The organism is Pseudoroseicyclus aestuarii (genome assembly GCF_003217255.1).
GTDB lineage: Bacteria > Pseudomonadota > Alphaproteobacteria > Rhodobacterales > Rhodobacteraceae > Pseudoroseicyclus > Pseudoroseicyclus aestuarii.
Window position 1 is genome coordinate 16,696 of record NZ_QJTE01000006.1, and the last position, 18,971, is coordinate 35,666.

Annotated in this window: 17 protein-coding genes; 8 read left to right on the forward strand and 9 right to left on the reverse strand. The window is 70.4% G+C overall.

What is annotated here, in order from left to right; all coding sequences use genetic code 11:
• Positions 1 to 55 precede the first annotated feature (55 nt).
• From DFP88_RS14150 to DFP88_RS14175, 6 genes are all read left to right on the forward strand, one after another.
• The gene (locus tag DFP88_RS14150) at positions 56 to 1,027 is read left to right on the forward strand and encodes a glycoside hydrolase family protein (protein WP_110815355.1); all 972 of its coding nucleotides are present in this window, start codon (positions 56 to 58) and stop codon (positions 1,025 to 1,027) included.
• Complete coding sequence (locus tag DFP88_RS14155) at positions 1,024 to 2,181, forward strand: serine hydrolase domain-containing protein (RefSeq protein WP_110815356.1); 1,158 nt, start codon at positions 1,024 to 1,026, stop codon at positions 2,179 to 2,181. The genes DFP88_RS14150 and DFP88_RS14155 overlap by 4 nt, the downstream gene beginning before the upstream one ends.
• 91 nt (positions 2,182 to 2,272) lie before the next feature.
• The gene (locus DFP88_RS14160; protein WP_110815357.1) at positions 2,273 to 3,580 is read left to right on the forward strand and encodes an ABC transporter substrate-binding protein; all 1,308 of its coding nucleotides are present in this window, start codon (positions 2,273 to 2,275) and stop codon (positions 3,578 to 3,580) included.
• A gap of 42 nt (positions 3,581 to 3,622) precedes the next feature.
• Positions 3,623 to 4,528 carry a carbohydrate ABC transporter permease gene (locus DFP88_RS14165; protein ID WP_110815358.1) on the forward strand — a complete coding sequence of 302 codons (906 nt, stop codon included), beginning with the start codon at positions 3,623 to 3,625 and terminating at the stop codon, positions 4,526 to 4,528.
• Positions 4,525 to 5,352, forward strand: coding sequence for a carbohydrate ABC transporter permease (locus DFP88_RS14170; RefSeq protein WP_110815359.1), 828 nt, complete (start codon positions 4,525 to 4,527; stop codon positions 5,350 to 5,352). Before DFP88_RS14165 ends, DFP88_RS14170 begins: the two co-directional genes overlap by 4 nt.
• A 2-nt stretch (positions 5,353 to 5,354) precedes the next feature.
• Positions 5,355 to 6,434: an ABC transporter ATP-binding protein gene (locus DFP88_RS14175; RefSeq protein ID WP_110815360.1), complete on the forward strand. Its 1,080-nt coding sequence runs from the start codon at positions 5,355 to 5,357 to the stop codon at positions 6,432 to 6,434.
• Between the two features lie 115 nt (positions 6,435 to 6,549).
• Here the strand turns inward: DFP88_RS14175 and DFP88_RS14180 are convergent, their stop codons facing one another.
• From DFP88_RS14180 to DFP88_RS14200, 5 genes are all read right to left on the reverse strand, one after another.
• Positions 6,550 to 7,311 (reverse strand): class I SAM-dependent methyltransferase, encoded by a 762-nt coding sequence (locus tag DFP88_RS14180; protein WP_110815361.1) that lies wholly within the window; start codon positions 7,309 to 7,311, stop codon positions 6,550 to 6,552.
• Positions 7,298 to 8,098 carry an ABC transporter ATP-binding protein gene (locus DFP88_RS14185; RefSeq protein ID WP_110815362.1) on the reverse strand — a complete coding sequence of 267 codons (801 nt, stop codon included), beginning with the start codon at positions 8,096 to 8,098 and terminating at the stop codon, positions 7,298 to 7,300. The genes DFP88_RS14180 and DFP88_RS14185 overlap by 14 nt, the downstream gene beginning before the upstream one ends.
• Positions 8,095 to 9,057 (reverse strand): ABC transporter substrate-binding protein, encoded by a 963-nt coding sequence (locus tag DFP88_RS14190; protein WP_110815363.1) that lies wholly within the window; start codon positions 9,055 to 9,057, stop codon positions 8,095 to 8,097. Before DFP88_RS14190 ends, DFP88_RS14185 begins: the two co-directional genes overlap by 4 nt.
• Positions 9,058 to 9,077: 20 nt before the next feature.
• Positions 9,078 to 10,187, reverse strand: a complete 1,110-nt coding sequence (locus DFP88_RS14195; protein ID WP_110815364.1) for a FecCD family ABC transporter permease — start codon at positions 10,185 to 10,187, stop codon at positions 9,078 to 9,080.
• 173 nt (positions 10,188 to 10,360) lie between these two features.
• Positions 10,361 to 12,361, reverse strand: a complete 2,001-nt coding sequence (locus DFP88_RS14200; protein WP_110815365.1) for a PhoX family protein — start codon at positions 12,359 to 12,361, stop codon at positions 10,361 to 10,363.
• A gap of 288 nt (positions 12,362 to 12,649) precedes the next feature.
• On the opposite strand from DFP88_RS14200, the gene DFP88_RS14205 reads away from it, so the two are divergent.
• Positions 12,650 to 12,868: a hypothetical protein gene (locus tag DFP88_RS14205; protein ID WP_110815366.1), complete on the forward strand. Its 219-nt coding sequence runs from the start codon at positions 12,650 to 12,652 to the stop codon at positions 12,866 to 12,868.
• Positions 12,869 to 12,955: 87 nt separating this feature from the next.
• Positions 12,956 to 14,740: a gamma-glutamyltransferase gene (gene ggt, locus DFP88_RS14210; protein ID WP_110815440.1), complete on the forward strand. Its 1,785-nt coding sequence runs from the start codon at positions 12,956 to 12,958 to the stop codon at positions 14,738 to 14,740.
• A 34-nt stretch (positions 14,741 to 14,774) separates the two neighbouring features.
• Here the strand turns inward: ggt and arsB are convergent, their stop codons facing one another.
• Genes arsB through DFP88_RS14230 form a run of 4 tightly spaced genes read right to left on the reverse strand, consistent with a single transcriptional unit; the run spans position 14,775 to position 18,893 of the window.
• On the reverse strand, positions 14,775 to 15,785 hold the full coding sequence (arsB, locus tag DFP88_RS14215) for an ACR3 family arsenite efflux transporter (RefSeq protein ID WP_110815367.1): 1,011 nt from the start codon (positions 15,783 to 15,785) through the stop codon (positions 14,775 to 14,777).
• The gene (gene arsJ, locus DFP88_RS14220; RefSeq protein WP_110815368.1) at positions 15,782 to 17,047 is read right to left on the reverse strand and encodes an organoarsenical effux MFS transporter ArsJ; all 1,266 of its coding nucleotides are present in this window, start codon (positions 17,045 to 17,047) and stop codon (positions 15,782 to 15,784) included. Before arsJ ends, arsB begins: the two co-directional genes overlap by 4 nt.
• Positions 17,044 to 18,042 (reverse strand): ArsJ-associated glyceraldehyde-3-phosphate dehydrogenase, encoded by a 999-nt coding sequence (locus DFP88_RS14225; RefSeq protein ID WP_110815369.1) that lies wholly within the window; start codon positions 18,040 to 18,042, stop codon positions 17,044 to 17,046. The genes arsJ and DFP88_RS14225 overlap by 4 nt, the downstream gene beginning before the upstream one ends.
• Positions 18,039 to 18,893 carry a metalloregulator ArsR/SmtB family transcription factor gene (locus tag DFP88_RS14230; protein WP_110815370.1) on the reverse strand — a complete coding sequence of 285 codons (855 nt, stop codon included), beginning with the start codon at positions 18,891 to 18,893 and terminating at the stop codon, positions 18,039 to 18,041. Before DFP88_RS14230 ends, DFP88_RS14225 begins: the two co-directional genes overlap by 4 nt.
• Between the last annotated feature and the right edge of the window lie 78 nt (positions 18,894 to 18,971).

The window sequence follows — 18,971 nt, forward strand, 5'->3', positions numbered from 1 at the left end:
TAGCCGGTCAGCCAGATGCTTGACAAGTTGCTAAATCCGTTTAGCAGTCCGCGACATGAGTTTCGAACACGCCGATCACTGGGTCTGGGATATCTGGTTCGCCGAGGACGGCGACCTGTTCCACATGTTCTACCTTCATGCGCCCCGGGCGCTGGGGGATCCGCACCTGCGGCACCGGAACGCGCGCATCGGCCACGCCACATCGGCCGATCTTCGCGACTGGACCGATCACGGGCGCGTCTTCGACGCGGGTCCCGAAGGGTCTTTCGACGCCTCAGCCACCTGGACCGGCAGCACGCTGCGCGGCGACGACGGGCTCTGGCGCATGTTCTACACCGGCTCGGTGTTCCTAGAGCCGGACACCCACGCCAATATCGAGATGATCGGCCTCGCCGTGTCGCGCGATCTTCAGCAGTGGGGGAAGCGGCCGGGCGTCGTCCTCGCCGCGGACCCGGCGCTTTACGAAACGCTCGGCACCTCGGACTGGCCTGAGGAGGCCTGGCGCGACCCCTGGGTCTTCCGGCCCGAGGGCGAGACGCTCTGGCACATGCTGGTCACGGCGCGCGCGACGCATGGCGCGGGCGACGACCGGGGCGTGATCGGCCACATGACCTCCGAGGATCTGGAGCATTGGACGCCGCAGCCGGCCCTCAGCGCGCCCGGCGCAGGTTTCGCGCATCTCGAAGTGCCGCAGGTCGTGGCGGTCGAGGGGCAGCGCTTTCTCGTCTTCTCCTGCGACGGCGCCAAGCTCTGCGGTGAGCGGGCGGGCCAGCGGGGCGGCGTCTGGGCCGTCGCCATCGAGGCGGATCTGCCCGCGGGCGGCTACCCGATCCACGAAGCGCGGCTGATCTGCGACGAGAGGCTTTATGCCGGGCGCGTGGTGATCCGGCGCGACGGGCAGGCCGTGCTGATGGCCTTCGAGAACGAGGGGGAGGGCGGCTTCATCGGCCGCGTCGCCGACCCGGTCCCGCTGACGCTCTCTGCCGACGGTCGCGGGCTGGTGCCCGCGCAGGAGGTGTCGGCATGACGGAAATAGCGGGCACCAGCGCCGCCGGATTTGGTGCTGTCGAAGAGGCCTTCCGCGCCGCCTTCGAGGGGCTGCCGCAGATGGGGGCCGCTCTTTCCGTCTGGCGGGACGGCGTGCCGGTCGTCGACCTCTGGCGCGGCGTGGCGGATGCCCGCACCGGCGCGGGGTGGGAGCGGAACACGGCGGCTGTCGTCTTCTCCTGCACCAAGGGCCTCATGTCGATCCTGATCGCCCAGGCCGTCGAGGCGGGGCGGATGACCTACGACACGCCCGTCGCCGCGCTCTGGCCGGAGTTCGCACAGGCCGGGAAGGGCGATGTGACGGTCGGCGATGCGCTGGCCCACCGTGCCGGCCTTTCGGCGCCGCGGGACTGGTTGTCCGAGGATGACATCGTCGACTGGGGGCGGATGACCGCGCGTCTCGCCGCGCAGGAGCCGCTCTGGTCGCCGGGGCAGGGCTACGCCTACCACGCGATCACGCATGGCTGGCTGGCGGGCGAGATCCTGCGCCGGGCCACCGGCCTGATGCCGCGCGAGGCGGTGGTGCAGGGGCTGTCGGGCCCGATGGAGGCCGACGTCTGGCTGGGCCTGCCCGAGGCGCTAGAGCCGCGCGTCGCGCATAGCCGGACCGCGCCCTCGATCGTCCAGATCTGGGCGCAGGAGGCGGGGCGAGACAGCCCCGAGGACCCGCATTGGCCCTACCGCGCGATGACGCTGGGCGCCGCGCTGCCGCCCGAACTGGTGACGGAGCAGGGGGGCTTCAACGCGCCCCGGCTTCACCAGGCGCAGATCCCCGGCGCCGGCGGCATCGCGACCGCCCGCGGCCTTGCCTCCGTCTGGTCGGGCACTGTCGCCGGCGCGGGGCGGCTGCTCTCGGCGCCGGTGGTGGCGGAGGCGACGCGCGAACGCTCGGGCGGCGCGCCGGTCTTCGACGCGCCCGGCCCCTACGCCCGCTGGGGCGCGGGCTTCCAGCTCGACTCGGAGGCGAGGCGCTACCTGGGGCCCGCCAGCTTCGGCCATGACGGGGCCGGGGGGCAGGTGGCCTTCGCCGATCCCGACGCGGGCATCGGCTTTGCCTTCGTGACCAACTGGATGATGGCGACGGAAGATACCCGCGCCACCCGCATCATCGACGCTCTGAGGGACGCGGTATGAGCGGGGCGGGATCAACGCGCCGGACGGCCGCCGGCTGAAACCTTTCAGCGGGCGGAGACTGCCAAGTGTACTTCAGAGGAGGAGACGACACATGACCACGATCCGCACCTTCACGACCCGCTCGCTCGCCGTTTCGGCGGCCGCGCTGATCGCCGGCGCCGCTGCCGCGCAGGACGCCCCCGGCTGCGGCACCGAGCCGGTGGAGCTGAACGCCTACTTCGAGACAGGCTTCCCGCTGCCCAGCCGGCTGGCCGAGGCCTTTACCGCGCAGTTCCCGGATGTCACCTTCGACATCCGCGAGGACCAGTTCGCCAACCTGATGGAGAACTCGCCCCGCCTTCTTTCGCAGCCCGGCGCGCCCGACCTGATCCGCCTGCCGTCGATCAGCGATCTCGTCGCCAACGACCTGCTGCTGAACCTCGATCCCTATTACGACGCCTACGGCTGGGACGCCTTCCCGGAAGGCAACCTCGTGCAGATCCGCGTCGCCGATGGCGGCCGGCCCCGCGGTGTCGGATCGCTCTACGCGATGGGGCTGAACTACTCGCTGACCGGCGTCTTCTACAACGCCGCGCTGGCCGAGCAGATCGGCATGACCGAGGCGCCGCAGACCCTGGAAGAGCTGGACGCGCTCCTCGCCGCCGCCAAGGAGGCCGGCGTGCAGCCGATCGTCCAGTGGAACAAGGACACCGGCGGTCTCGCCTTTCCGCTGCAGAACCTGATGGGCAGCTACGGCGACCCCGAACCGATCAATGCCTGGATCTTCCAGCAGGAGGGCGCGACGATCGACACGCCCGAGAACCTGCAGGCCGCCGAGCATCTGCAGGGCTGGGTCGAGGCGGGATACTTCACCCGCGACGCCAACGCGCTCGATTACTTCACCATGATGAGCCGCTTCACGAACGGGCAGGGCCTGTTCATGTTCAACGGCGACTGGGAAAGCGCCAACCTCGAAGAGCAGATGGGCGACGATGTCGGCTTCTTCCTGATGCCGCCGCTCGAGGAGGGCGGGCGCCAGGCGACCATGTCCTCGCCTCTGACCTTCGGCATCGGCGCCAATGCCGCGCATCCGGACTGTGCCGCCGCCTTCCTGAACTGGGTGGCGACGGACCCCGAGGCTCGGCAGCTCAACGTCGAGATCGGCGGCTCCAACCCCGGCGGCCCCGCCGACATGGCGCTGCCCGAGGTGAACCAGGACTCGCTGATCGCCGAGACGCTGGAGGCCGGGCAGGTCATCGCGGCCGACGACGGCGCGATGGACTTCATCGCCAATGCGACCGGCGCGATCTTCGCCGCCGGCTGGACGCCCGAGCTGCAGAAGCTGGTCGGCGGCGTGCAGGACGCCGAAGGGCTGCTGGACGCGGTGCAGGACGAATACGAGACGCAGCTGTCGCGCTGATCCATGACCAGTCTCGCTGATCACAACCCAGGCCCGCGACCGATGCGGGCCCGCACCCCGGCCCCGCCGCCCTCGCGGCGGCGGGCCGCGGCGCGGCGGCAGGCGGTGCTTTTCATCGCCCCCGCCTTCCTGGCCTATGCCTGCTTCGTGCTGGTGCCCCTGTGCATGTCGCTGTTCTACTCGACCCTGAACTGGGACGGCATCGGCGAATGGAGCTTTGCCGGCCTGTCGAACTACGTCACGGTGCTGACCGACGACGACCTGCTGCAGATCATCGGCAACGCCTTCGAGCTTGTCCTGTGGTTCACCGTCGTGCCGGTCTGCGTCGGCCTCGCCGTCGCCTCGGCGATCCGGGGCCAGATGGCCGGACGCTTCGGCACCGCCACCCGGACCATCCTCTTTCTGCCGCAGGTCATCCCGCTGGTTGCCGCTGGCATCGCCTGGAGCTGGATGTACGACTGGAACGGCGTGGTGAACCAGGCGCTCGTGCTGGTCGGGCTGGAAGATCAGGTGCGGGGCTGGCTTGGTAATTTCACCTTCGCGCTGCCCGCCGTGGGGCTGATCGGCGCCTGGGTCCTGCTGGGCCTGTGTACCATCCTGCTCGTGACCGGCATCGCCAAGATCGACGGCTCGCTCTACGAGGCGGCCAAGCTGGACGGGGCGCGCCCGCGGCACGAGTTCCGTTTCATCACCCTGCCGGGGCTGCGGCAGGAGATCGGCGTCTGCGTCACCGTCACCATCATCCAGGCGCTGTCCTCCTTCGACATCGTCTATGTCGCGACCTCGGGCGGGCCGGGGATCGAGACGACGGTGCCGGGGCTGGAGATCTACCGTCTCGCCTTCGCGCATCGGCAGGTCGGCCTCGCCTCGGCGCTGGCGATCGTGCTGATGATCCTCGTGCTGGTCTGCGTCCTGCCGATCCAATGGGCGGTGAGGGAGCGGAAATGAAACGCTGGATCGCGACGACACCCTGGGCCTCTCGCGGGCTGATCCTGATCCTGATGGCGCTGACGCTGCTGCCCTTCCTGTCGATGCTCTCGGCCGCGCTGGCGCCCTCGGGGACCTACCCCTCGGGCCTCGAATGGCCCGAGGCGCCGGCCTGGGGCAACTTTGCCCGGGCCTGGGAGGTGGCGAACATGGGCGCGCTGCTGTGGTCGAGCACGCTGATCGTGCTGGGCACCGTGCCGGCCGCCGTGCTCTTCGCCACCATGGCGGGCTTCGGCCTTGCGCGGCTGACGGCGGGGCGGGGGCGCTGGTTCTACCTCGTCTTCGTGCTCGGCCTGACGCTGCCCTTCGAGGCGGTGATCACGCCGCTTTACTACGAGATCCTCGCCCTCGGCCTGCTCAACACGCGGCTCGCGATCATCCTGCCGCTGATCGGCCTCTTCATGCCCTTCTCGGTCTACTGGATGCGCGCGCATTTCCTGAACGTGCCGGCGGACCTGTCCGAGGCGGCGCAGCTCGACGGGGCGCGGCGGTGGCAGGAGTTCCTCCTGGTGCAGGTGCCGCTGGCCCGTCCCGCGATCATGTCGCTGTCGATCCTGCTGTTCCTCTGGACCTGGAACCAGTTCCTGCTGCCCGTCGTGCTGGTGCAGGACCCGGACCGCCGCACCATGGCCGGGGCGCTGGGCGCCTTTCAGGGCCAATGGGGCACCGACATCCCGCTGCTCTGCGCGGGCTCCCTCATCATTCTGGCGCCGACGGTGATCCTGTTCCTGATCTTCCAGCGCCAGTTCGTCGCCGCCCTGCTGCAGGTCGCCGTGAAAGGATAAACATGGCCGGTCTGACACTACGCGACGTTCGCAAGACCTACGGCGGGGCCGAGGTGATCCGCGGCGTCGATCTGGAGATCGCCGAGGGCGAGTTCACCGTATTCGTTGGCCCCTCCGGCTGCGGCAAGTCCACGCTCTTGCGGATGATCGCCGGGCTCGAGGAGATCTCGGACGGCGAGATCGAGATCGGCGGTGAGGTCGTCAACGACGTCGAGGCGCGCGACCGCGGCGTGGCGATGGTCTTCCAGTCCTATGCGCTCTACCCGCATATGACCGTGGCCGAGAACATGGGTTTCGGCCTGCGGCTGGCCAAGGTGCCCAAGCCCGAGCGGGCGAAGGCCGTCGAGGAGGCCGCCCGCATCCTGCAGATGGAGCACCTTCTGGATCGCCGCCCCGCGCAGCTGTCGGGCGGGCAGCGCCAGCGCGTGGCCATCGGCCGCGCCATCACGCGCCAGCCCGAGGTCTTCCTCTTCGACGAGCCGCTCTCGAACCTCGACGCGGCGCTGCGCATGGACATGCGGATGGAGCTTGCGGCGCTGCACCGCGACCTGAAGGCGACGATGATCTACGTCACCCACGACCAGGTCGAGGCGATGACGCTGGCCGACCGCATCGTGGTGCTGGACAAGGGCGTCGTGCAGCAGGTCGGCAGCCCGCTCGATCTTTACGACCGGCCCGTCAATGTCTTCGTCGCCGGCTTCATCGGCTCGCCGCGCATGAACCTGATCGAGGTCCGCGTGGATCGCGCCGATGCCGCTGGCGCCGTGGTCTCGGGCGCCGATCTGGCCGAACGGGCGATCCCGGGCCTTCGGGTCGAGGCCGGAGAGACATTGACCCTTGGCATCCGTCCCCACGCGCTGCGCGCCGTCCCCGACGGGCCGCTGCGGGGCACCGTCGATCTCATCGAGCGGCTGGGCCACGAGACGGTCGCCGGGCTGCGGCTGCCGGGCGGGGCGCAGGTCACCGCCGCGCTGGGCGGGCGCACGCCGCTGAAGATCGGCGAGCCGGCGACCCTCGATTTCGACGACGAGGAGCTTCACGTCTTCGGCCCGGACGGCGAGGCCATCCGCTTCAGGGACTGACCGGGCTTAGCTGCCGGGTTCCCGAACAGCGGCGCGGGGCGGGATCACCCGCGCCGCGCCGTGCGTGGGTCGAGGATCGCTCGCGGGATGCCGCGGGCGACGGCACCACGCGCCGTCAGCGCCGGGCGAAGACGACGTAATCGTCGAGGTACTGCCAGACCGTCCCGGCCTCGCGCAGGCCCGCGCTGCGCAGCGCCTCGATGTGGTAGCCCAGCGTGACCTTGGCAGGCGGGGCCTTCCCCTCCCAGACGCGAGCGCGGGCTTCTGCCGCTGCGGAAAGCCAGGGCTGCGCCTCGGCCAGGGCGAACCAGGCGTCCCAGGTGTCGGTGCCGGACCCGAAGGCGGCCTCTTGGTTGGCGGCATCGTCAGCCTTCGCAAGGCGGTCGAGAAGAGGCTGCGTCTGCGCGTCGAAGTAAAGGTGGTCGGCGTTCATGAAGATGCCGCCCTCGCGCAGGAGGTTCGGCAGCCGGAAGTAGAGCGCCGAGAGGGCCTGCGGCGAGAGCCAGTGCAGCGCGGTAGAGCTCACGACGGCATCGAAATCCCCCAGCGCCGCAAGCGCCTGCGCATCGTCGAGATCGGCCTCGCGGACCTCGACCCGCGCGTCGCCGGCGAAGACCCCGCGCGCGATCTCCAACAGCACCGGGTCCTTGTCGACGGCGGTGATCTGCGCCTTGGGCAGGTGCTGAAGGATCGCGGCGCTCAGCGAGCCCGGCCCGCAGGCGAGATCCAGCACTCGCGGTGCCTCTCCGGCCGTTCCCGCGATGAGGTCGGTCATGATGTCGAACCGCTGGTCGCGGTGCTTGATGAAGGCGGTCTGCTGGGCGTCCCAGCGGCGCAGCAGCTCTTGCGGTGAGAGGCTGGCGTCAGTGGTGGGCATGGAAAAGCTCCTGGTTCTGGCCGTCCAGCGGCCGTTCGGCAAAGATAAGGTGCAGCCCGCTGTCGCGGCGCGGCAGGGTCGTGACCGAGACCTGCCAGACCGGCTCCAGCAGGGCGGGGGTCAGCACCGCCTCGGGCGGGCCGGAGGCGATCACCTGCCCCCCGTCCAGCAGGGCGAGGCGGTCGCAGTAGCGGGCGGCAAGGTTCAGGTCGTGCAGCACGATGACCACCGTCAGCCCGAGGCTGCGGATCAGGCCGAGCACCTCGTGCTGGTAGCGCAGGTCGAGGTGATTGGTCGGCTCGTCCAACAGCAGGATCGGCGCCTCCTGACACAGCGCGCGGGCGATCAGCCCGCGCTGCGCCTCGCCCCCGGAGAGGGAGGCGAAAGGACGCTCCGCCATGGCGCCAAGGCCGACACGCTCCAGCGCGTGCTGCGCGGCGGCGGCGCCCCCGGCCCCGAGGCCGGGCATCAGCCCGCGATGTGGCAGCCGCCCCAGCGCCACGACCTCGCGCAGGCGCTGGCCGCTGTCGTCGGGGCGCTCCTGCGGAACGACGGCGATGCGGCGGGCGATCTCGCGGCGCGGCAGGGCGCCGATATCCGCGCCCCCCAGCCGGACCTCCCCGGCATCGGGGGCAAGGGCGCCGTAGAGGCAGCGCAGCAGTGTCGTCTTGCCGCTGCCGTTCGGCCCGATCAGGCCGAGCACCTCGCCGCGGGCGACGCGCAGACCGGCGTCCCGGATCAGCCAGCGGCCGCCCCGCGCGACACCGAGTCCGCGCGCCTCGATCACTGGAGGGCGTCCAGCTCTTGCGACAGGCGCTCCGCGCCTTCGACCGACAGCGGCGACGGCGGATCGGTGAAGGGGAACGGCAGGGCGACGACGCGCCCCTCCTGCACCGCCTGCAGCCCCGCGAGGCTGGGGATTGCGGTAAAGGCATTGATCTGCGTCTCTGGCGCGCCGCTGGAATAGAGCAGCACGACCGTCTCGGGGTCGCGGTCCAGCAGGTCCTCGACACTCACGTCGAAGACGCGCTCGGGCATGTCGGCATAGACGTTCTCGAGGCCGGCTGCGGCGAAGATCGGCGTGATCATCGACTGCGCGCCATAGGGGCTCAGCTGCTGGCCGCCCGACCAGACGTAGATCGCCGCCGCGCGGGCCGCGTCCCGCTGCGGGCGGGCCTCCAGCCTGTCCAGATCGGCAGTCAGCGCCGCATTGGCCTCCTCCGCGGCGGCGCCGAGGCCGAGCATCGCGCCATAGGTCGCGACTTCGTCCGTCACCCGCTCGAACCCGGCGGGCTGCGCGGTATCGAAGGCGGGGCTGTCGCAATAGGCGGGCGGCGAATACGTCGCGATGCCGGCCTGTGCCAGCAGCGCGCGGTCGACGGCGTTCTCGGGCGCGAGGACGAGGTCGGGTTCCGCGTCGAGGATGCTCTCGATCGAGATGACCGCGCCGCCGGTGGCATTGGTCTCGGAGGTGATCAGCGGGATCTCCGCCAGCGCCTCGTAGATCGCGGGATCGTAGATGCCTTCCAGCGGCTCGGAGGTGCGGGCGACCACGCGGTCCAGCCCGCCGACCGCCGAGAGGAGCGGGATCGCGTCGCTGTTCACCATGAAGATGCGCTGCGCGGGCGCTTCAAGCGTGATCTCGGTGCCGCAATTCTCGAGCGTCAGGGGAAAGCCGTCCTGGGCGAGCGCGGGGCCCGCGCAGAGCGCGGCAGAGAGGGGGAGGAGCATCCGGAGCAGTATCATCACGGGCCTTTTTCTTGGGGTCAGGGTCTTGGGGCGGCGTTGCGCAGCAGAAGCAGCAGCAGCGGCGCGCCGATCAGGCCGGTCACGACGCCGATCGGCATTTCCTGCGGCGCAAAGAGCATCCGGGCGAGAAGATCGGCCAGCAGCAGCACGATGGCGCCCAGCAGCGCGCAGGTGGGCAGCAGGATCGCATGCCGCGCCCCGGTGAGGGCGCGCGCCATATGCGGCACGACGAGGCCGACGAAGCCGATCCCGCCGGAGCCCGCGACCATGACGCCGACCGCGAGGGAGGTCCCGACCATCAGCGCCAGCCGCGCCGCACCGGGCCGCAGCCCGACCGCCAGCGCCGTCTCGTCCCCCGCCGCAAGCGCGTCGAGCGGGCCAGAGGCGAAGGCCATGAAGACGAGGGTCACTGCCGCGACCGCCAGCGCCACCTGCGCCGTGATCCAGTGCACCGAGGCCAGCGACCCCAGCAGCCAGAACATCACTGACCGGCTCGCCTCGGGCGAGTCGGAGGCGAAGATCAGGAAGCTCGTCGCCGAGGTCAGGGCGTAGCCCACCGCGAGACCGGCCATGATCAGTCGAAAGGGCACGACCTCGCCCCGCGCGCCGCCGATCACCAGCACCAGCAGCATCGCCAGCACGGCGCCGGCGAAGGCCGAGGTCGACAGAAGCAGGATGCCCGTCCCCGAGAAAACGAGGATCGCCAGCGCCGCCCCGGTCGAGGCGCCTGCGCTGACGCCGAGGACATAAGGGTCGGCCAGCGGGTTGCGCACCACCGCCTGCAGCGCGGCCCCCGCCAGCGCCAGTGTGGCGCCAACGGCGATGGCCATCAGCACGCGCGGCAGGCGAGAGAGCCAGACGATGGCATCGGTGCTGGCCGGCCAGTCGCCTTGCACCGGCCAGTCGAGGAGATGGTGGCCGAGGACGCGCAGCACCGTCCCCGGCGGGATCGACACGGGGCCGAGGCCGCAGCACAGCATCGCCGTCAGCGCCAGCAGCAGCGTGAGGGCCGTCAGGATCGCCGCGTCTCGTGTCAGGGGGGTAATCGCGCGAGAGGGGCCTGCCATGCGGCGCCGCCGGACCGCTTGGCCCGCAGCGCCGCCCGGCGGGATCGGTCGGTCGGTCATCGGCGGCCCAGGTCTCGTCGTCAGTTACATTATGTTATACCGTATCATAGGCTGGGCCAGTAGCGGGGGCAAGGGGACCGTCATCTCCCGCAACGCGCGGCTGTCTCGGGAGAGGGGGCGGCGCGACAGCCCTGTGCCGGCCGGGGTCAGACCCGGCCGGCGCGGCAAAACGGTCAGCCGATGCGGCCGCCGCCCTGCTTGGTGATCGCCACGACCGAGGGGCGCACCGGCAGCGCCTCGTCGAAGTCGGGCCAGCGGGTCGAGAGGTCTTCGTAGTAGGAGGGGCGGCCGAAGCCTTCCCAATCGTCGCCGCCGTCGCCCGGGTGCTGCACGGCGACGAAGAAGGTCGCCATGTCGGGCGTCGGCTGCGGGCCGCACATCTCGGCGCCGACCGGCACGCGGTAGAACAGGCGCGAGGTGCCGCGCGCCTCGCCCTCGGTATCGACGGCCCAGACGCCGTCGGTGCGGCCCGTGGCGCTGGCGCTGTTGCCGTCGGTGGTGACCCACAGCCGCCCGTCGGCATCGACGGCGCAGTTGTCCGGCATGCCGAACCAGCCGTTCTCGGTCGTCTCGGTCGAGAAGGTCGCGCCGACCTCGGCGATCGAGGGATCGCCGCATTGCACCAGGATCTCCCAGGTGCCGGTGGTGGCGGCGAAATCGCCGCCCTCTTCGGCGATCTCGATGATATGGCCGAAGGCGTTCTCGGGCCGCGGGTTCGCGGCATTGGCCTCGTCGCGCTTCGTGTTGTTGGTCAGCATGACGTAGACGCGGCCATTGGTGCCGTTGGGCTCGATGTCCTCGGGGCGGTCCATCGGGGTCGCGCCCAGAAGGTCGGCGGCGCGGCGGGTCTCGATCAGGACATCGGCCTGGCTCTCGAAGCCGTTCTCGGCGGTCAGCGGGCCCTCGCCGAAGGTCAGCGGCATCCAGGTCACGCTGCCATCCTCGTCGAAGCGGGCGACGTAGAGCGTGCCGTCGTCGAGAAGGTCCATGTTCGCGGCGCGGTCGGCCTCGTCATAGGTGCCGGCGGTGACGAACTTGTAGACGTAGTCGAAGCGCTCGTCGTCGCCGAGATACATGACCACCTGGCCGCCGGGGGCGACGATGTTCTGCGCGCCCTCGTGCTTGAACCGGCCAAGCGCGGTGCGCTTCTTCGGCGTGGAGGTTGGATCCTCCACGTCGACCTCGACGATCCAGCCGAAGCGGTTCGGCTCGTTCGGCTCCTGCGCCAGGTCGAAGCGGGTCTCGAAGTTGCCCCACTCGTAGCTGCCGCCCGGCACGCCGTAGCGGTCGTAGTTGCCGGCCTCGGCCTGGCCCTCGGGCAGCACGCCCAGGAAGTAGCCGTGGAAGTTCTCTTCGGCCATGATGTAGGTGCCCCAGGGCGTCACGCCCCCGGCGCAGTTGTTCACGGTGCCCAGCACGCGGGTGCCGGCGGGATCGGCGGCGGTCTGCAGCCGGGCATGGCCGGCGGCGGGACCGGTGATCTCCATCGGGGTGCGGGCGGTGATGCGGCGGTTGCGCGCGCCGTCGAGGACGACCTGCCACTTGCCGCTGTCCTTGCGGATCTCGACGACGGTGCCGCCATGCGCGGCCATCTCGACACCGACGCGCCATGCGTCGGCGGGCGCGATCGACAGCTCGGCATCGCCCTCGGCCAGCTCCTGATCGGCCTTCGTGACCACGCCCGGGAACATCAGGTGCTCGTTGGTGTACTCGTGGTTCACCACGAGGATGCCGTGCTCGGAGGAGCCGTCGATCGGGATGTAGCCGACGAAGTCGTTGTTGTAGCCGAACTGCCGCTCCTGCGACTGCTCGGACTGGTTGTCAGGGTCGAACGCGGGCGCGTCGGGGAACAGAGGATCGCCCCAGCGCAGCAGGACGTCGGCGTCATAGCCCTCGGCGACGTGGTGGTCCGCGTCGACGCCGGCTGTCACCTCGGGAAAGGAAAAGGCGCTGCCGGAGGTCTGCGCGGCGGCGGGCGCGGCGTCGAAGGCGGTGCGCCCGACGGTGGCCGCGATGGCGGTCGTCGCCAGAGAACCTTGCAAGAAGCCCCGGCGCGAGAAGCGGGCGGCGATGATCTCGCCCATCGTGCGGCTGTCGGTCGGGTTGCGACCCGGTCCGTCGGCCGCCTCGAGCTGGCTTGTGCGGAAGGTCTGGCTGGGTTTGCGAGTCATCACGGCGTCCTTGCCTGGAAGGTGGAGACGGCGGCCCGGGGCCGCTGCGTGGCCCGACCCGTAAGGCGATGTGATGACGGTGCGATGACACTCGGGCCGGGCGCCGGCGGCCTGTCGCGCTTGCCGCGGACACGAAGGTCGGCCTGAGGGGCTGGCCGTTCGCCGAGGGAGTGGCCCCGTCTCTCCGGAACTTGATCTGATCCCATGGCCAGGGCGTGTTAACGAATTCGGCATAGCCTGCACGACGCGGCAGGCGGTGCGGTCCCAAGGGGAGACAAAGATCATGCGGTCATGTCGTTCAGCCTGAAGCTCGAAAGCGTCAATCGCAGGACCGACAGGGCCGTGTTCCGGCTGATGGATGGGCCGCTCGGCAACCGGCGGGTGGTCTCGGTCGAGATCCCCGTGCCCGCCGAGGCGCGCGGCCGGCCCGACCGCGAGATCATCGAGATGCTCGAACCCGAGCTGGAGCATACCCTGCGCCAGGCGCTGAACAGGGTTCTCAGGGACTAGCGCGCCCCCTGATGCCGCCGCCGCAACAGGGCGGTTGCAATGCTGTCCCACCCGCGTAGCCTGACGAGGATACGAGAGGGGGACATGATGAAACGTCACGCAGTGATCGCGGCCTTGCTGGCCGCCGCGCCGGCCACGGCGCAGCAGGCGGCCGATGCCGTCACCACCGAGGGCACCTCGACCGGGGAATTCCAAGGCCTGGGAGAGGCCGCCTCTGCGGCCATGCAGTCCAAGATGGACGGCCAGCCCACCGAGGCGCAGGACTGGATGGTTGCCGCCGCCAACCCGCTCGCGGTCGAGGCCGGCGCCGAGGTCCTGCGTCAGGGTGGCACGGCCGCCGATGCCATGGTCGCCGTCCAGACCGTGCTGGGCCTGGTGGAGCCGCAGAGCTCCGGCCTTGGCGGCGGTGCCTTCCTCGTCTGGTACGATGCCGAAAGCGGCGAGCTGACGACGCTCGACGGGCGCGAGACGGCGCCCATGGCCGCCACGCCGCAGCTGTTCCAGGACGAGAGTGGCGAGCCGCTGTCCTTCTACGACGCCGTCGTCGGCGGGCTGTCGGTCGGCACGCCCGGCACGCCGCGGCTGATGGAGGCGGCGCAGGAGAAGTGGGGCACAGCCGAATGGCCGACCCTCTTCGATGCCGCGATCGACCTGGCCGAGGGCGGCTTCGCCGTCTCGCCGCGCCTCGCGACGCTGGTCTCCGATGACGCCGAGCGGCTGCAGCGCTTCGACGAGACGGCGGCCTATTTCTTTCCGGGTGGCACCGCCATCGCCGAGGGCGACATGCTGGTGAACCAGCCCTATGCCGATGTGTTGCGGCGCCTCGCCGAGGAGGGCTCCGCCGCGTTCTACGAGGGCGAGATCGCGCAGGCCATCGTGGACCGCGTGCAGGGGGCAGAGGGCAATCCCGGTGTCCTCTCGCTTGAGGACCTGCGGCTTTACGACGTCGTGGAGCGCGATGCCGTCTGCGCCGATTATCGCAGCTTTGAGGTCTGCGGCATGGGCCCGCCGTCGTCCGGCGCACTGACCGTCGGGCAGATCCTCGGGATGATGGACAGCTTCGACCTCGCCTCCATGAGCGCGCAGGATGCCGAGGCCTGGCGCCTGATCGGCGATGCCTCGCGCCTCGCCTTCGCCGACCGCGGCCGCTACATGGCCGACAGCGACTATGTCCCGATGCCGACCGAGGGGCTGGTCGATCCCGCCTACCTTTCGGGGCGGGCCGAGCTGCTGGAGGGTGACGATGCCCTGCCGGAGGTCACCGCGGGCGAGCCCGAGTGGCAGCACGCGATGCTCTGGGGCGACGATCAGTCGATCGAGCTGCCCTCGACCAGCCATATCTCGATTGTCGACAGCTACGGCAACGCCCTGTCGATGACCACGACCATCGAGAACGGCTTCGGCTCGCGCCTCTTCACCAACGGCTTCCTGCTGAACAACGAGCTGACCGACTTCAGCTTTGCCACGCATGAGGACGGCTATCCCATCGCCAACCGGGTGGAGCCGGGCAAGCGGCCGCGCAGCTCCATGGCGCCAACCATCGTGATGGAAGACGGCGCGCCCGTCCTCGTCGTTGGCAGCCCGGGCGGCAGCCGGATCATCGGCTATGTCGCGCAGGCCATCGTCAACTGGGCCGATTTCGGCATGGACGTGCAGCAGGCCCTGGCCGCGCCGCACCTCGTGAACCGCTTCGGCACCTTCGACCTTGAGGCCGGGACGGAGGCCGAGGCGCTGGAAGGCCCGCTGCAGGATCTGGGCTTCGAGACGGAGGTGCGCGACCTGACCTCCGGCCTGCATGCCATCGAGATCACCGAGGGCGGGCTGCGCGGCGGCGCCGATCCGCGGCGCGAGGGCATCGCGCTGGGCGAATGACGAAAGGGGCCGGCGCCGCGCGCGCCGGCCAGCCTCAGCCCGCGAAGCGGGCGCGCGTGCGGTTGGCGAAGGCCACGAGCGAAAGCATGACCGGCACCTCGACCAGCACGCCGACGACCGTGGCCAGCGCCGCCCCCGAGGACAGGCCGAAAAGGCTGATCGCCACCGCCACCGCCAGTTCGAAGAAGTTCGAGGTGCCGATCATCGCGCAGGGCGCGGCGATCCGGTGCGGCACCTTCAGCGCCCAGGCCGCGCCATAGGCCAGCGCGAAGATGCCGTAGCTCTGGATCAGGATCGGCACGGCGATCAGCGCGATGACGCCCGGACGATCCAGGATGGTCTGCCCCTGCAGTCCGAAGAGGATCAGCACCGTCACCACCAGCCCGATCACCGAGGCCGGCTTGGCCCGCGCGGCAAACCCCTCGATCGCAGCCTCGCTGCCCAGCCAGCGCCGGGTCAGCAGCCCAGCGATCAGCGGCAGCACGACGTAAAGCACCGTCGCCAGCACCAGCGTGGACCAAGGCACCGCGATCTCTGTCACGCCCAGCAGCAGCGCGACGATGGGGGCGAAGGCCACGACCATGATCAGATCGTTCACCGAGACCTGCACCAGCGTGTAGGTCGCATCCCCGCGCGTCAGCTGCGACCAGACGAAGACCATGGCCGTGCAGGGCGCGGCGCCCAGCAGGATCAGCCCCGCCGTGTATTGCGCCGCGTCCTCGGGCGCGATCCAGGGCGCGAAGACATGCTCGAAGAACAGCACCGCGAGGGCGGCCATGGTGAAGGGCTTGATCAGCCAGTTCACCGCCAGCGTGACCAGCAGGCCCTTCGGCTGGCGGGCAACCCCGGCCACGGCGCCGAAATCGACGCCGACCATCATCGGATAGACCATGGCCCAGATCAGCACCGCCACCACGAGATTGACCGAGGCAACCTCGGCCGCCGCCACCGCCGCGACCAGCTCCGGCGCCAGCGCGCCGAGGGCGATGCCCGCCGCCATCGCCAGCGCGATCCAGAGGCTGAGGTAACGGTCGAACCCGCTCATGCCGGGACCTCCTGTGGGGGGCGCAGCCGGTCCGCGCCAAGCCAGCTCAGGCCGACGAGCAGCGCGGCGGTGCCGAGGCAGGCGGGCAGCCCGCCCAGCTGGTAGGTCAGCCCCGAGAGCAGCGTGCCCAGAAGCCGCCCCGCGGCATTGGCCATGTAGTAGAAGCCGACGTCCATCGTCACCCGCTCGGTCGTGGAGAAGGCGAGGATCAGGTAGGAGTGCAGCGCGGAGTTCACCGCGAAGAGCGCGCCGAAGACCAGCAGCCCCGCGACCAGCGCCAGTGTCAGCCAGGGCGAGGGTGCGCCCGCCGCCCAGACCAGCAGCGCCAGCAGCGCCGGCACCGCGAAGAGAAGCCCGGCCCAGCGGCGGGCGTCGCGCACCAGCGCCGCCTCGGGACGGGTTGCGGCGCGCAGCAGGCGCGGGGCACTGGCCTGTACGCCGCCGTAGAGGATCGTCCAGAGGGCCATGAAGCTGCCGATCATGAAGAAGGCGGCGCGGTTGCCGGCCTCTGACCCGTCGGAGAGGACGGCGTAGAAGTAGATCGGGATGCCGACCACGAACCAGACGTCGCGCGCCCCGAACAGGGCCAGCCGCGCCGCCGAGAGCCAGTTGATGTTGCGGTCCGTCGAGAAGACCTCGGTGATCTTCGCGCCCTTGCGGCCCTGCGGCAGGCCGGCGGGCATCTTCCAGACGAGCAGGCCGAGGATCAGCGCCAGCACCCCCGCCATGGCCAGGACCGAGGGCACGAAGCCCGCCAGCGCCAGCAGCATGGCGCCCAGCAGGAAGCCCAGCCCCTTCACCGCGTTCTTCGACCCAGTCAGCACCGCAACCCAGCGGAAGAGGCCGCCCTGCGCGCCGGGCGCCAGCAGCTTGACCGCGCTCTTGGCGCTCATCTTCGACAGGTCCTTGGCGACGCCCGAGGCGCCCTGAACCGCCATGACGTAGCCGACCGAGGGCCAGAGCGCCCATGCCGGGTCCAGAAGCGCCAGCGCCAGCAACGCCGCCACTTGAAGCCCCAGCCCGGCAAAAAGCGTCGAGGTCAGGCCGAAGCGGGCGGCGATCCAGCCGGCGCAGAGGTTGGTGACGATGCCCGCGACCTCGTAAAGCACGAAGAGATAGGCCAGCTGCACCGGCGAGAAGCCGAGGGCATGGAAATGCAGCAGCACCAGCATCCGCAGCGCGCCGTCCGTCAGCATGAAGGCCCAGTAGGCGGCGGTGACGGCGATGTAACCCGTCAGCCCTTCGGGGCGCGCGGTAGTCATCGCGCGGCGGCGACCATGCGCACGACATCCGCAAGGCGGTGCGCATAGCCCATCTCGTTGTCGTACCAGGCGTAGATCTTCACCTGCGTGCCCGCCACGACCATGGTCGAGGGCGCGTCGACGATGGCAGAGCGGGTGTCGTTTACGTAATCGGCCGAGACGAGGGGCCGCGTCTCGTAACCGAGGATGCCCTTCAGCGGCCCTTCGGCGGCGGCGCGCAGGAGGGCGTTCACCTCCTCCACGCTGGTCTCGCGCGCGACCTCGAAGACGCAGTCGGTCAGCGAGGCATTCAGCAGCGGCACCCGCACAGCATGGCCATTCAGCCGGCCCGTCAGCTCGGGGAAGATGGCGGTGATCGCCGTGGCCGAGCCGGTGGAGGTCGGGATCAGCGAGTTCAGGGCGCTGCGCGCCCGGCGCAGGTCCTTGGCCGGGCGGTCGACGATGGTCTGGGTATTGGTCACGTCGTGGATCGTGGTGATCGAGCCATGGCGGATCCCCAGCCCCTCGTGGATCACCTTGACCACCGGCGCGAGGCAATTGGTCGTGCAGCTTGCGGCGGTGACGATGCGGTGGGCGGCGGGATCAAAGGTGTCCTCGTTGACGCCGTAGACGATATTCGCCGCGCCGTCCGCCTTGACCGGGGCGCTGACCACGACCCGCTTCACGCCGGCTTCGAAATAGGGCGCCAGCGCCGCCTCGGTCCTGAAGCGTCCGGTGCAGTCGACGACCACATCGACGCCCTCCAGCGGCAGGGCACCGGGCCGGGCCTCGGCATGGACGGGCAGGCGGCGCCCGTCGATGGTGATGCCGGTCTCGTCGGCGGCGATGTCTGCCGCCCAGCGGCCATGGACGCTGTCGAATTCCAGCAGATGGGCATGCATCGCCGGATCGCCCATGGCATCGTTGATCCAGGCGATCTCGAGGCCGCTGTCCAGCAGCGGGCGGAGGGCCAGCTTGCCGATCCGGCCGAGGCCGTTGAGCGCGATCACGGTCATGGGGCGGTCTCCTCGATGAGGGCGGGTTCGGTGCCGCCGATCTCGTCGGCGCGGGCCTGCAGCGCGGCGCGGTCCAGCGTCTCGACCGGCAGGGCGGTGAAGGCGAGGATGCGGCGCCGCAGCGCGCCATAGGCCTGCTGCAGGGCGAGGCTCCGCTCGGCCTCGGTGCCGCCGGCCTGCGCCGGGGCGGGCATGCCCCAATGGGCGCTGATCGGCTGGCCGGGCCAGGCGGGGCAGTCCTCGTTCGCGGCCTTGTCGCAGAGGGTGACGACGAAGTGCATCGCGGGCGCGCCCTCGCCCCGGAAGGGCGCGAGCGCCTTGGGCCGCAGCGGGGCGGTATCGTGCCCCTTGGCCTCCAGCATCTCGATCACGGCAGGGTTCGGGGCGGCTTTGGGATCTGTGCCGGCGGAATGGGCGGCGAAGCGATCCCCCGCCTCCGCCCGGAGGATCGACTCGGCCAGAAGCGAGCGGGTGGCATTGCCGGAGCAGACGAAAAGCACGTTGAACCGGCCATCCGCGCCGGGGGCGCCGGGTCCGGCGCCGGCGGGCAGGGGCGAACAAAGCTCGGCCCGGCCGCGGCAGCAATCGGCGAAAAGATAGGACATCAGCCCGCCGGTCTGCGCCATCTCGATCCGGTACAGCAGGGACCGGCCCCGGCGGGTCTGGTCGATCAGCCCGGCCTGGCGCAGCGTCGCGAGATAAGCCGAAAGGGTGTTCTGCCGCACCCCGAGGCTGGAGACCAGCTCCCCGGCGGGGACCCGGTCGGGGTAGCGGCGCATCAGCAGCCTGAACAGCGCGAGGCGCTGGGGATGGGCGAGGGCCGCGAGCTGCTCTGCATGCATCTGTTCCATATATCTCGAATAGGCGATATATCAGCAGCGAGCAAGAGGTCGCGGCACGGTTGGCCGTGCGTGGCTAATGGTCCCTTG